The sequence below is a fragment of the Micromonospora sp. NBC_00362 genome (assembly GCF_026342155.1).
Taxonomy (GTDB): Bacteria; Actinomycetota; Actinomycetes; order Mycobacteriales; family Micromonosporaceae; genus Micromonospora; species Micromonospora hortensis.
In genome coordinates this window covers 3501305-3513697 of the sequence record NZ_JAPENH010000001.1, presented here as the reverse complement: position 1 = coordinate 3513697, position 12393 = coordinate 3501305, and the positions used below count along the sequence as shown (strand labels likewise).

General features: G+C 71.1%; 12 protein-coding genes. 9 read left to right on the top strand and 3 right to left on the bottom strand.

Annotated features, from left to right (window positions below):
* Window positions 1-59 precede the first annotated feature (59 nt).
* The 6 genes from OG992_RS15985 to OG992_RS15960 all read left to right on the top strand — a co-directional run bounded on the left by OG992_RS15985 (window position 60) and on the right by OG992_RS15960 (window position 6794).
* Window positions 60-1088: a hypothetical protein gene (locus tag OG992_RS15985; RefSeq protein WP_266303638.1), complete on the top strand. Its 1029-nt coding sequence runs from the start codon at window positions 60-62 to the stop codon at window positions 1086-1088.
* 211 nt (window positions 1089-1299) lie between these two features.
* Window positions 1300-3843 (top strand): bifunctional FO biosynthesis protein CofGH, encoded by a 2544-nt coding sequence (locus OG992_RS15980; RefSeq protein WP_266303637.1) that lies wholly within the window; start codon window positions 1300-1302, stop codon window positions 3841-3843.
* A gap of 162 nt (window positions 3844-4005) precedes the next feature.
* On the top strand, window positions 4006-4284 hold the full coding sequence (locus OG992_RS15975) for a hypothetical protein (RefSeq protein ID WP_030486799.1): 279 nt from the start codon (window positions 4006-4008) through the stop codon (window positions 4282-4284).
* 51 nt (window positions 4285-4335) lie between these two features.
* The gene (locus tag OG992_RS15970) at window positions 4336-5730 is read left to right on the top strand and encodes a DUF4331 domain-containing protein (RefSeq protein WP_238686073.1); all 1395 of its coding nucleotides are present in this window, start codon (window positions 4336-4338) and stop codon (window positions 5728-5730) included.
* Between the two features lie 18 nt (window positions 5731-5748).
* Window positions 5749-6078: a phospholipase gene (locus OG992_RS15965; RefSeq protein WP_266303636.1), complete on the top strand. Its 330-nt coding sequence runs from the start codon at window positions 5749-5751 to the stop codon at window positions 6076-6078.
* A gap of 458 nt (window positions 6079-6536) precedes the next feature.
* Window positions 6537-6794 carry a WhiB family transcriptional regulator gene (locus tag OG992_RS15960; RefSeq protein WP_007455784.1) on the top strand — a complete coding sequence of 86 codons (258 nt, stop codon included), beginning with the start codon at window positions 6537-6539 and terminating at the stop codon, window positions 6792-6794.
* Window positions 6795-6912: 118 nt separating this feature from the next.
* Here the strand turns inward: OG992_RS15960 and OG992_RS15955 are convergent, their stop codons facing one another.
* Window positions 6913-7362, bottom strand: a complete 450-nt coding sequence (locus OG992_RS15955) for a metallopeptidase family protein (RefSeq protein ID WP_074316962.1) — start codon at window positions 7360-7362, stop codon at window positions 6913-6915.
* A gap of 153 nt (window positions 7363-7515) precedes the next feature.
* Here OG992_RS15955 and OG992_RS15950 point away from each other — a divergent pair, with 153 nt between their 5' ends.
* Complete coding sequence (locus OG992_RS15950) at window positions 7516-7884, top strand: DUF3499 domain-containing protein (protein ID WP_091394110.1); 369 nt, start codon at window positions 7516-7518, stop codon at window positions 7882-7884.
* A 149-nt stretch (window positions 7885-8033) separates the two neighbouring features.
* On the opposite strand, the gene OG992_RS15945 is transcribed toward OG992_RS15950, so the two are convergent.
* Window positions 8034-9380 carry an aspartate aminotransferase family protein gene (locus OG992_RS15945; RefSeq protein WP_238686071.1) on the bottom strand — a complete coding sequence of 449 codons (1347 nt, stop codon included), beginning with the start codon at window positions 9378-9380 and terminating at the stop codon, window positions 8034-8036.
* A gap of 1381 nt (window positions 9381-10761) precedes the next feature.
* Between OG992_RS15945 and OG992_RS15940 the strand changes: the two genes are divergently transcribed.
* Both OG992_RS15940 and OG992_RS15935 read left to right on the top strand, forming a co-directional pair.
* Entirely contained in the window at window positions 10762-11505 is a 744-nt protein-coding gene (locus tag OG992_RS15940) for a DUF5753 domain-containing protein (RefSeq protein ID WP_266305213.1), read from the top strand.
* Entirely contained in the window at window positions 11496-11717 is a 222-nt protein-coding gene (locus OG992_RS15935) for a DUF397 domain-containing protein (RefSeq protein ID WP_238683563.1), read from the top strand. Before OG992_RS15940 ends, OG992_RS15935 begins: the two co-directional genes overlap by 10 nt.
* On the opposite strand, the gene OG992_RS15930 is transcribed toward OG992_RS15935, so the two are convergent.
* On the bottom strand, window positions 11696-12208 hold the full coding sequence (locus tag OG992_RS15930; RefSeq protein WP_091394101.1) for an Lrp/AsnC family transcriptional regulator: 513 nt from the start codon (window positions 12206-12208) through the stop codon (window positions 11696-11698). The genes OG992_RS15935 and OG992_RS15930 overlap by 22 nt on opposite strands.
* Between the last annotated feature and the right edge of the window lie 185 nt (window positions 12209-12393).

Sequence of the window (12393 nt, the reverse complement as noted above, 5' to 3'; positions counted from 1 at the left end):
GTGGCCCCAGAGACTAGGCTCACGTGCGCCCTGTCCGTTGATGCCCCGAGGGGGAGCTCGTGACCAGCCCCGCCGAGCCCGCGTCCGCCGACGCGACGCAGGCCCGCCAGCTGACCAAGCCGCTACGGGAGCTCGCCGCGCTCGCGCTGCTTGGCGCCAACGCCGTGTTCCTCTTCGTGGGCCTGCTCCGGCTCATCGCCCCGAACGACTACGGCTCCTTCACCGACCGCGCGGGCGGCGCCTTCTCCGCGTTCGTCGGGGTGGAGGCGGTGGGCCTCCCACTGCTGGCGGTGCTGCTGGCCACGCACATCTCGCCGGTGCTGGCGAAGGCGAAGCTGATCACGCAGACAGCCGTCGTCGAGTACGCGGTCAGCGCACTGTTCGGCACGCTGACCATGCTGATCTGGACGGTGGGCCGGCTGGCCGAGGCCGAGGTGCTCGATGCGCTGCTCGGCGTGCTCACCCGGTTCGCCTGGATGGTGATCTTCGCGATCGCCGCCTGGGTGGTCTACACCATCTGGCGCGCCCACTACTACGTGCCGCGGCCCAAGCCGCAGCCTGGCGTCTACGGCCAGCCCCAGCCGGGCTGGCCGCAGCAGCAGGGCGGTTGGCCTGCCCCGGGTCAGCCCGGCGGCCAGCCGCAGGGCGGATGGCCCGCTCCCGGCCAGCCTGGCGGACACCCGCAGGCTGGTCAGCCTGGTGGCTACCCGCAGGCTGGTGGTTACCCGCAGGCCGGTGGCTACCCGCAGGCCGGCCAGTACGGCCAGCAGTCGCCGCCGTTCCAGGCCCCGCAGTCCGCGCCGCCGCACCCGCAGTCCGCGCCGCCGCACCCGCAGTCGGCTCCACCGCACCCGCAGTCCGCGCCGCCGTTCCCGCAGTCCGCGCCGCCGACGAACCCCGCCCCCCAGTCGGTGCCGCCGTCCCCGGCCGCGCCGCCGCCGTTCGGGCAGCCTCCGTCGGCCGACCCGACTCAGGCGATCCCGCGCCAGTCCGCAGACCCGACCGAGGTCATTTCCCACCCGGCCGACCCGGACACCGACCGTACCCAGCACATCAAGCCCAACGACCACCCCGACCAGCCCCGCTGACTCCGCCAACCCCGTCGGCCCCCACCAACCCCCGTCGATCATGAAGTTATTGCCCGATCACGCGGCGTGTCGTGGCAATAACTTCATGATCAGCCGGGAGGGGGCCGGGAGGTCGGCCGGGAGGGGGCCGGGAGGGCGGCGGGGGGTGCCGTTTCCCACGGTGCGGGCTGGGACTGGTTGGGTCGCGTCGGGCTGCGCATAGGGTGAGTGGATGGTTGATCGCACCCACTCCGGCCCGAGCGATGCGAGCGTGCGGCGGGCCCTGGGCCGGGCCGCGAACGGGCGGGCGCTCGATGTCGACGAGGCGACCGCGCTGCTGTCCGCTCGTGGCGACGCGCTCGACGAACTGCTCCGGCTCGCCGGGGGAATCCGCGACGCCGGGCTGCGCGAGGCCGGGCGGCCGGGTGTGGTCACGTACTCCAAGAAGGTCTTCATTCCGCTGACCCGGCTCTGCCGGGACCGCTGCCACTACTGCACCTTCGCGACAGTGCCGCACCGGCTGCCGGCGCCGTTCCTGGACCGCGACGAGGTCCTCGCGATCGCCCGGGCCGGTGCCGCGCAGGGCTGCAAGGAGGCGCTGTTCACACTGGGTGACCGGCCGGAGGAACGCTGGCCGGCGGCCCGGACCTGGTTGGACGAACGCGGTTACGACTCCACCCTGGACTACCTGCGCGCCTGTGCGGTGGCGGTGCTGGAGGAGACAGGTCTGCTGCCGCACCTCAACCCCGGGGTGCTGTCCTGGTCGGAGCTGCAACGGCTCAAGCCGGTCGCGCCGAGCATGGGCATGATGTTGGAGACGACAGCGACCCGGCTCTGGTCCGAGCCGGGTGGCCCGCACTTCGGCTCGCCGGACAAGGAGCCGGCGGTCCGTTTGCGGGTGCTCGAGGACGCGGGGCGGGTGGGGGTGCCGTTCACCACCGGCATCCTGATCGGCATCGGGGAAACCTCGGCGGAGCGGGTGGACGCGCTCTTCGCGATCCGCCGCGCCCACCGGGAGTACGGGCACCTCCAGGAGGTGATCGTGCAGAACTTCCGCGCCAAGCCGGACACGGCGATGCGCGGCATGCCGGACGCGGAGCTTCACGATCTGGCCGCCACTGTGGCGGTGGCCCGGCTGCTGCTCGGCCCGAAGGCCCGGATCCAGGCCCCGCCGAACCTCATCGCCGGCGAGTACGACCTGCTGCTGCGCGCCGGCATCGACGACTGGGGTGGCGTCTCCCCGCTCACCCCCGACCACGTCAATCCGGAGCGCCCCTGGCCGCAGATCGACGAGCTGGCCCGGCACACCGAGCTGGCCGGGTTCACGCTGCGGGAGCGGTTGACGATCTACCCCGAGTACGTGCGCGCGGGTGACCCGTGGCTCGACCCACGGTTGCTGCCGCACGTCGGCGCCCTGGCTGATCCGTCGACGGGCATGGCTGTCGAGTCGGCGATACCGCAGGGACGACCGTGGCAGGAGCCGGAGGAGGTGTTCGGCGGGCGGGTCGACCTGCACGCCACCATCGACACCACCGGCCGCACCGACGACCGGCGCGGCGACTTCGACAGCGTCTACGGCGACTGGGCCGAGGTCGCTGGCAAGGTCACCCCGGAGGCGACCGCCCGCCGGGCTGGCGTACCCGTGGCACCGGCCGGGAGTGGTGCGGACCGTGACCTGGCGGCCGGTCTGCGGCTCGCCGCGGACGACCCGGCGGCCCTGCTCGACCCCGCGCACACCGATGCCGCGCTGGCGTTGTTCGGCGCGGACGGGCCGGCGCTCGACGAGGTGTGCCGCCTCGCCGACGACGTGCGCCGCGCGGTGGTCGGCGACGACGTCACCTACGTGGTCAACCGCAACATCAACTTCAGCAATGTCTGCTACGTGGGCTGCCGGTTCTGTGCGTTCGCGCAGCGTGAGCGGGACGCCGACGCGTACCGGCTCTCCGTCGAGCAGGTCGCGGACCGGGCCGAGCAGGCGTGGGCCGCCGGCGCCAGCGAGGTGTGCCTCCAGGGCGGCATCGACCCGAAGATGCCGGTCACCGGGTACGCCGACATCGTGCGCGCGATCAAGGCCCGGGTGCCCGAGATGCACGTGCACGCGTTCTCGCCCATGGAGATCGTCACCGCCGCCGCGAAGGCCGGGGTGCCGATCCGTGAGTGGCTGCTCCAGTTGCGTGAGGCCGGGCTGGACACCATTCCGGGCACCGCCGCCGAGATCCTCGACGACGACGTGCGCTGGGTGCTGACCAAGGGCAAACTCCCGGCCGCCGCCTGGGTCGAGGTGGTCAGCACCGCGCACGAGCTGGGCATCCGGTCCAGCTCCACGATGATGTACGGCCACGTCGACCACCCCGGGCAGTGGCTGGCGCACTTCCGGGTGCTGGCCGGGGTGCAGGACCGCACGGGCGGGTTCACCGAGTTCGTGGCGCTGCCGTTCGTGCACACGAATGCTCCGATCTATCTGGCGGGTATCGCCCGACCCGGGCCGACCTGGCGGGAGAACCGGGTGGTGCACGCCATGTCCCGGCTGCTGCTGCACGGCCGGATCGACAACATCCAGTGCTCCTGGGTGAAGCTCGGCGACGAGGGCACTGTCGCGATGCTCCAGGGCGGCTGCAACGACCTCGGCGGCACGCTGATGGAGGAGACCATCTCCCGGATGGCCGGTTCCGACAACGGTTCGGCGCGTACCGAGGAGCAGTTGCGGGCCATCGCGAAGGCCGCCGGTCGTCCGGCGCGCAAGCGGTCGACTGCGTACGGTCACGCCCGCCCCTGACGTCGAACCTTTCCCCGCCCCCGGCCGTACCACGCGATGCCGGTGGCGGTCGCGGCGAGGACCGCCGCCGGTGTCCCCTCAGGGGCCCGGCGGCGTCGCGAGACGGCACCGGACCCGTCCGTCTCCGCGGGCGCGCTCGCGCCACCGCCGGAAAGGTTGCCCATGACCAGTGATCAGCGGAAGCGGCAGTGGCCGCGACTGACCCGCCGGCAGACGTTGACCGCCGCGGCCAGCGCCACCCTCGGCGCCGCCGCGCTCACAGTGCCGGGCCTGTCGGCCGCGCAGAACGCCCCCGGCGCGGCCGGACGAGCCGACGAACCGATCGTCGTGCACCTGCGTGACGCCGCCTCGGGAACGATGGACGTCTTCGTCGGTGAGACGCGCATCGAGGTACGCGACCGCGGCCTGGCGGACCGGCTGCGGCGCGCCGCCCGGCGCTGACCCGACCCTTCGCCCCGCCACCCTGTCCCCGCCCAGTGAGGTTGGTCCGTCATGTCTTCCCACCGCGAGGCCCCGGAGATAGCCAAGGATCCGGTCGCCGACAGCTCCGACCTGTACGCGTTCGTCAGCCCCGACAAACGCGACACGGTCACGTTGATCGCCAACTACGTGCCGCTGCAGCTCCCCTCCGGGGGCCCGAACTTCTTCGAGTTCGGCGACGACGTGCGGTACGAGATCCATATCGACAACGACGGTGACGGTCGTCCGGATGTCACCTACCGGTTCGAATTCACCACCGAGATCACCAACCCGAACAGTTTTCTCTACAACACCGGTCCGATCGATTCGCTGGACAGCAAGAACTGGAACCGGCGGCAGTTCTACAGCCTGACCAGGGTGGCTGACGGCCGCGAGCACCGGTTGGCGCACAAGCTGCAGTGCCCGCCGTGCAACGTCGGCCCGCTGTCCACCCCGAAGTACGCCGACCTGGTGCGGCAGGCCACCTACTCGCTGTCCACGGGGGAGCGGGTCTTCGCCGGGCAGCGCGCCGACGGGTTCTTCGTGGACCTCGGGGCGATCTTCGACCTCGGCACGCTGCGGCCGTTCCAGCAGCTGCACGTCGCCGGGAAGAAGATCTTCAAGGCCGAGGGGGAGCCGGTAAACGCCACCGACCGGATGAACGTGCACAGCATCGCGGTGCAGGTGCCGCTGGAGCGGGTACGTCGGCGCGCCAACCGCTACGGTGCCGCCGATCGGGCGTCGGTGATCGGGGTGTGGACGTCGGCGTCGCGTCGGCAGGTGCGGGTGCTCGGCGACCGGGGCGGGGCGGACACCAGCACCGGCCCGTTCACCCAGGTCTCGCGGTTGGGAAATCCGCTGTTCAACGAGGTCATCGTGCCGATGTCCAAGAAGGACCTGTGGAATTCGCTGCCACCGTCGGAGGACAAGCGGTTCGCCCAGTTCGTCGAGCAACCGGAGCTGGCCGCGTTGCTGCCGGCGCTCTACCCGGACGTCTTTCCCAACCTGGACAAGCTCACCAAGGCGAAGAAGGCCCGAGCCGACCTGGTGGCGATCCTGCTCACCGGCGTGCCCGCCGGGCTGATCGACGGCTTCACCAACGCCACCGGCGACGTGCAGGCCGACATGCTGCGACTGAACACGGCGATCCCACCGACCAGGCGGCCGGACCGGTTCGGGGTGCTCGGTGGCGACCTGGCCGGGTTCCCGAACGGGCGGCGGGTCGGCGACGACGTGGTCAGCATCGCGTTGCGGGCCATCGCCGGGGTCACCGTCCCGCTGGTGGACAAGACGTTCAAGCCGGATGCGGCGGCCGCCGCTGTCACCCCTGGGCTGAGCGCCGCCGACGTGACAGCGCCGTTCCTCGGAAACTTCCCCTACCTGGGTACGCCGTACGACGGGTTCAACAACCCGCCGGCGGCGTCCTGATCGGGCCGGGGCGAGCGGATGCACGAGCACGCGTACGGGCCGTCGGAGACCGGGACCGTCGTCCTCGATCTGGGCGGTGACACCGGTGCCCTGATCGTCTACACGGGCCCGGATCTGCACGGCCGGGAGATCGAGATCAGTCGCGACGACGACCGGCGGGTCCACTCGGCGGTGCGTGAGCGTCGGGTGCGGGACGGCTCGTTCCACAGTGCGGTCTATCCCGATCTGCCGAGCGGAATGTATACCGTCTGGTGGGACGATCGTACGCCCGCCGGCACGATTTCTGTCCATGGTGGAGAGATAGCCGAGTTTGCCTGGCCCAGCAGTAGTTTTGGGGCCGCCGGCTGACCCCGGAACCTCGTTTTCACCACCGCGCCCTGTCCACATTGTGGACGGGGCGCGAGTGCTGTCCGCAGCTTGACGGGCAGTCTGCGCCGCGCCGCGTTAACCTGTCCCCCACCAAGATCAGCTTAGGGGTGGAGGTCTCTGGTGCCGTCCGGTCGGCGACTCGTCGGAGAAGCGCCACGGCAGAAAAGTCGGGCAACTCGCCGGAGAGGGCGTTACTCGGCCGGGGTCTGAATCGATAGGGCAGGTTGCGAGGCTGGACGGCCCGAGTGGCCGGCCGGGGGTGTCGGGAGGGCGACTCCATTATCAAGTTTGGCTTGACGGCGCACGCATTACACGCGTGTAATTTGAATGGGGTTGTTCGCACGGAACGCAACAAAACGGGACCGGACGGACAAGCACGCCTTTCGCGTGGGGGGTTGCAGCGGCGATGACGCCGGTGCGCGACAAGGAGGCATTTGATGGACGGCCAGCTTGAGGTGGCCGACCTGCTCGGAAACGCGCCGGAGTGGCAGGAGCGGGCGTTGTGCTCGCAGACCGACCCCGAGGCGTTCTTTCCCGAGAAGGGCGGCTCGACCCGCGAGGCGAAGCGGATCTGCTCGCGTTGCGAGGTCAAGACCGAGTGCCTCGAATACGCACTGGGTCACGACGAGCGGTTCGGCATCTGGGGTGGGCTCTCCGAGCGGGAGCGGCGCAAGTTGAAGCGGCGGGCCGCCTGAGCGGTGCAGGTCCGGGCGGTGTGGGTCTGCGCGGGGGTCGCCTGAGCGGTGTGAGGTCGAGGCGGTGGGGGCCGCCCGACTCTCCGCTCGGGGGTTGGCTCAGGCTCGGGCGGTTGGCTCAGGCGAGTTCGTCCGGGTCTACCCCGAGAAGGTTCGCCACCTGTTCGATGATCACGTCATGGACGAGATCGGCGAGGTCCTCACGGTCCATCGCCCGGAACTCCAGGGGCCGCCGGTACAGCACGATCCGCGGCGGCACCTCCTGCCGGCCCGGGCGGCCGGGCAGCAGCCGGGCCAACGGGACCTCGCCGTCCTCCAGCACGTCCGAGTCGTAGACGTTCAGGTCCGGCGGGACGTCCTCGACCGCGAACTCGACCCCGGCCAACTCCTTGGCGAACCGACGCTCCAGCGTCTCGACGGTGTCCAGGACCAGGTCGTCGAAGACCTCGGCCTTGGTTCGCGCCAACGGTACGGTGGCCGGAACCAGCCGCCCGCGCAGGCCGCGCCCGTGCCGGTCACGATGCGCACGCCGGCCGGAGCCGGGGCGGCGGTGTTCCGGGCTCGTCATGAGGCAAAGGGTAGCGCCCGCGTCGGGCTGGTCAGCGGCAGCGCCGCTCTCGTGGCGCGGCGCGCCCAGGACGGTCGACTGTGATCACCATGACGGGCGTGTCGCAACGCGAAGCGATGCGCCGGACCCGGTAATGGAGATACCCTGCCGCACGTGAGGTCACCACGGCGCTGCTCCCGTAACGGCTGCCCCCGGCAAGCGGTCGCCACATTGACCTATGTCTACAACGAGTCGACAGCGGTGGTGGGGCCGCTGGCGGCGTTCGCCGAGCCGCACACGTACGACCTGTGCGAGCCGCACGCCCGCAGCCTGACCGCGCCGCGGGGCTGGGACGTCGTCCGACACGAGGGCGAGTTCGAGCCACCGCCGCCCACCACTGACGACCTGGTCGCGCTCGCCGAAGCGGTCCGCGAAGCCGCCCGCCCGGCCCCCCGCCCCCCGGAGCCGGACCAAAACCGTCCCGAGAACCCCCACCAGACCGGCCGCCGAGGCCACCTCCGAGTAATCCCCCCCAACCACTAACCCCGCACCCCCCAGCCCCCGGCCCCCGCCCCCCTCGCGCCCCCGCCCCGCCCCCTTCCCGGGGTTGATCAAGAGGTTTCGGTCATTAGCCGGCGCGTTTTTGACGCAAACCTCTTGATCAACAGCGGTGGGTGGGTGGGTGGGTGGGGTTAGAGCTTGGTCCAGGCCTCGGTTAGGACCGTGCGGAGGATCTGCTCGATCTCGTCGAAGTGCTGCTGCTCGGCGATCAGGGGTGGGGCCAGCTGGATGACCGGGTCGCCCCGGTCGTCGGCCCGGCAGTAGAGACCCGCCTGGAACAGGGCGGTCGAGAGGAAGCCGCGTAACAGGCGCTCCGACTCGGCCTCGGTGAAGGTCTCCCGGGTGGTCTTGTCCTTGACCAGCTCGATGCCGTAGAAGTAGCCGTCGCCGCGGACGTCGCCGACGATCGGCAGGTCGTACAGCTTCTCCAGGGTGGCCCGGAAGGCGTCCTCGTTGGCGCGTACGTGCCCGACCAGGTCCTCGCGGGCGAACACCTCCAGGTTGGCCAGGGCCACCGCGCAGGAGACCGGGTGCCCGCCGAAGGTCACCCCGTGGGCGAACATGCCGGTCTCGGTGAGGAACGGTTCCATCAACCGGTCGCTGGCGATCATCGCGCCGAGCGGGGCGTAGCCGGAGGTGATGCCCTTGGCAGTGGTGATGATGTCCGGCTGGTAGCCGTAGCGCACCGCGCCGAAGTACTCGCCCAACCGCCCCCAGGAGCAGATCACCTCGTCCGAGACGAGCAGCACGTCGTACGCGTCGCAGATCTCCCGTACCCGCTCGAAGTAGCCGGGTGGTGGTGGGAAGCACCCGCCGGAGTTCTGCACAGGCTCAAGGAAGACTGCGGCGACAGTGTCCGGCCCTTCCCGTTCGATGGCCCTACCGATCTCGTCGGCGGCCCAGCGGCCGAACGCCTCGGCGTCGTCGCCATGCTCGGGCGCCCGGTAGAAGTTCGTGTTCGGCACCTTGATCGCGCCCGGCACCAGTGGCTCGAAGTCGCTCTTGATGCCGGGCAGGCCGGTGATCGACAGGGCGCCCATGGAGGTGCCGTGGTAGGCGATGTACCGGCTGATCACCTTGTACTTGTTGGGCTTCCCGGTGCGCTTGAAGTAGGCGCGGGCCAGCTTCCACGCCGCCTCGACGGCCTCGGAGCCGCCGGTGGTGAAGAAGATCCGGTTGAGGTCGCCGGGGGTGAGCGCCGCGATCCTCTCGGCAAGCTCGATGGCCTTCGGGTGCGCGTACGACCAGAGCGGGAAGTAGGCCAGCTCGCCGGCCTGCTTGGCGGCGGCCTCGGCCAGTTCGGTACGGCCGTGGCCGGCGTTGACAACGAAAAGCCCGGCGAGCCCGTCCAGGTAGCGGCGACCCTGCGCGTCCCACACGTACGCTCCCTCGCCGCGCACGATGGTCGGCACCTCACCGGCGGAGTAGCTCGCCATCCGGGTGAAGTGCATCCAGAGGTGGTCGGTGGCGTTGGCCATGTCAGCCCCATCGGTCGTCGGGCCGGTCAAAGGGGTGAGGCCGGCCGCTCTGCCAACGGTTATCGCACAGTCTCAACCTCGGAAGCAAGTGTTATCGGCGGTATCACGGTCGGTTGGCGACGGATTTAGCGCACAGGCGTCATGGATGCAACGGAATCCGTACTGCCGCGGACTGGTTGATCGACGGCCGGCTGGAGGCGGAGGTGTGCTGGTGGCTGCCTTTGGAGCTGAATCGTTTGCGACATCGCGGCCGTCCTGTCGAGGCCGCGCCATGTGCCCTCCCGGATTCGCGCCTCCCGGTTCGCGCCTCCCGGTTCGCGCCTCCCGGTTCGCGCCTCCCGGTTCGCGCCTCCCGGTTCGCGCCTCCCGGCTCGCGTCATGCCTGTCGGTTCGCGCCTCCCGGCTCGCGCCTCCCGGCTCGCGCCTCCCGGCTCGCGCCTCCCGGCTCGCGCCTCCCGGTTCGCGTCATGCCTGTCGGTTCGCGCCTCCCGGCTCGCGTCATGCCTGTCGGTTCGCGCCTCCCGGCTCGCGCCTATCGGTCAGGCAGGCCGGCTCGTCGCCGAGTTCTCCCGTCCGCGACTCGTTCGCGACATCAGCTCCAAAGGGCCCGGCGGGTGACAGCGCCTTCCTCGGCCGCTGCCTCGATCCACTCGGGATCGCCGAAATCGCGGTGTCCCGGGCGTGGTTGATACCGCGATATTCGTGAAGTCGAGTGGATCAAGTGAAAGTGCAAGGGCAGGGCACGCGGGGCCGGGGATGCCGCAGGGCGGCGGTCGCGGATTGCGGTGAGCAGGCCGGGTTGGGTGCGCGGCTGGGGTTGGGTGCGCGGCTGGGGTCGGGGGCGCGGCTGAAGGTCGGGGCGACGCGTGACGGGGGCGACGCGTGACGGGGGCGACGCGTGACGGGGGAGGCGCGGGCCGCGGGGGGCCGGGGAGGGCGCGCCGGGGTCGGGAGGCGCGGGCCGCGGGGGGCCGGGGAGGGCGCGCCGGGGTCGGGAGGCGCGGGCCGCGGGGGGCCGGGGAGGGCGCGCCGGGGTCGGGAGGCGCGGGCCGCGGGGGGCCGGGGAGGGCGCGCCGGGGTCGGGAGGCACGGGCCGCGGGGGGCCGGGGAGGGCGCGCCGGGGGCCGAGAGGCGCGGGTCTTGGGACGCTGGTGGGGCACTTCGGGGACGGTCGGGGGGCGTCCTGGTTGCGCGCCCAACACGTCCCACCGCAACACGCCGGTAGAGCGCAGACACGGACACGCAGCGTGGCTATCGTCCGCCGCAACGTGCATCGAGCGGCGTCGCAGCGCGCCTGCTGGGCGAACGACCCGGGGTCGTCCGCCACGGCACGGAGGAGCGGCGGGAGGGCCTGGTGGCGAACGAGGCGTTGCGGGTGGCGATGGCCGAGGCGGGGGAGACTGTCGAGTCGTTGGCCGAGAAGGTCTGCGTCGACCCGAAGACGGCGGCGCGGTGGCTCGCTCCGGGGCGCATCCCGCATCCGCGTACCCGGGTGGCGGTGGCCGAGGTCCTGCGCCGGGACGCGGCCGACCTTTGGCCGGAGCCGTTCCGCCGCCGTGACCTGCCGTGGTTCCGGCCGTGGGCCGAGCTGGAACAGGACGCCACCTCGCTCCGGTGGTACGAGCCGCTGCTCGTGCCGGGTCTGCTGCAGACCGAGGGGTACGCCCGCGCGATCCTGGGCACCGGCGGGCTGGTCGCACCGTCCGAGGTGGACCAGATCGTGGCGGGCCGCCTCGAACGGCAGGCGGTCCTGTGCAGCGATGCTCCACCGCAGCTCGTGGCGGTGATCGACGAGGTGGTGCTGCGCCGGCCGGTCGGTGACCGCGCCGTGATGGCCGCCCAGTTGGCCCACCTCGCGAGAGTGGCCGAGTGGGAGCACGTGCAGGTCCGGATCATCCCGGCCGAGAGCCCGTGGCACACCGGGCTGGCCGGCCCGTTCATTCTGGGGCGGCTGCCCGACGGGGCGGAATTGGCGTATCTCGACAATCAGCTCCGCGGTCAGGTCGTGACCGATCCCCTCGACGTCGCTAGCCTGGGACGCAGGTGGGAGAGCGTCACCGGTGAGGCGTTCCCCCAACGACGGTCGATCGAGCTGATCGGGGAAGTGGCCACGACATGGACATGACCGACGCCCGCTGGCGCACCGCGACCCGCAGCAGCAACAACGGTGGTGCCTGCGTCGAGGTGGCCGACAACCTGCCCGGCCGGGTGCTGGTGCGTGACAGCAAGGATCGCGACGGCGCCGCCCTGACCTTCGCGCCGACCGCCTGGGCGTCGTTCATCGGCGCTGTCAGCGCGGCGAGCGGCGGGCAGCGTCAGGCCGTACCCCAGGTGTAGGTCTGCTTGCGCAGCTTGAGATAGACGAACGCCTCGGTGGAGAGCACCCCGGGCACCGCGCGCAGTCGTTGCAGGATCTCCAGCAGGTGGTCGTCGTTGCGGCAGACCACCTCGGTGAGCAGGTCGAACGACCCAGCGGTGATCACCACGTAGTCGACCTCGTCCAACTCGGCCAGCCGGTCGGCGACCGCTTCCAGGTCGCCGTCGGTACGGAGGCCGATCATCGCCTGCCGGTTGAAGCCAAGCTGGAGCGGATCGGTCACCGCCACGATCTGCATCACGCCGGAGTCGAGCAGCCGCTGCACCCGTTGCCGGACCGCCGCCTCGGACAGCCCCACCGCCTTGCCGATCGTCGCGTACGGGCGGCGGCCGTCCTCCTGGAGCTGCTCGATGATCTGCTTGGCCACGTCATCCAGCAGAGCGTGATTGGCGCCGTCACGGACAGCGACGCGTCGACCGCCATTGCTGTTCTCGTGCTGCCGGTTTGTCATTGCCCGCTCCCCATGTCCCGAATCGTGATGTCGCGCGTGTATCCCCGCGTAGTCTGGCGTATTTCGTCGTGCATCGCTATTCCCGCAACGGAATCCCTTGTAAGGGAGGTCACCTCATGTCAGGATCAGTCGTCCATGGCACTTGACCCTCCCGACATTCCCGCCGGCGCGCCTCCCCGTCCCGC

Excerpts from the sequence above, each read along its gene's own strand:
- OG992_RS15980 (WP_266303637.1), top strand. The coding sequence starts at position 1,300 with ATGGTTGATCGCACCCACTCCGGCCCGAGCGATGCGAGCGTGCGGCGG.
- OG992_RS15975 (WP_030486799.1), top strand. The coding sequence starts at position 4,006 with ATGACCAGTGATCAGCGGAAGCGGCAGTGGCCGCGACTGACCCGCCGG.
- OG992_RS15970 (WP_238686073.1), top strand. The coding sequence starts at position 4,336 with ATGTCTTCCCACCGCGAGGCCCCGGAGATAGCCAAGGATCCGGTCGCC.
- OG992_RS15965 (WP_266303636.1), top strand. The coding sequence starts at position 5,749 with ATGCACGAGCACGCGTACGGGCCGTCGGAGACCGGGACCGTCGTCCTC.
- OG992_RS15960 (WP_007455784.1), top strand. The coding sequence starts at position 6,537 with ATGGACGGCCAGCTTGAGGTGGCCGACCTGCTCGGAAACGCGCCGGAG.
- OG992_RS15955 (WP_074316962.1), bottom strand. The coding sequence starts at position 7,362 with ATGACGAGCCCGGAACACCGCCGCCCCGGCTCCGGCCGGCGTGCGCAT.
- OG992_RS15945 (WP_238686071.1), bottom strand. The coding sequence starts at position 9,380 with ATGGCCAACGCCACCGACCACCTCTGGATGCACTTCACCCGGATGGCG.
- OG992_RS15940 (WP_266305213.1), top strand. The coding sequence starts at position 10,762 with ATGGCCGAGGCGGGGGAGACTGTCGAGTCGTTGGCCGAGAAGGTCTGC.
- OG992_RS15935 (WP_238683563.1), top strand. The coding sequence starts at position 11,496 with ATGGACATGACCGACGCCCGCTGGCGCACCGCGACCCGCAGCAGCAAC.
- OG992_RS15930 (WP_091394101.1), bottom strand. The coding sequence starts at position 12,208 with ATGACAAACCGGCAGCACGAGAACAGCAATGGCGGTCGACGCGTCGCT.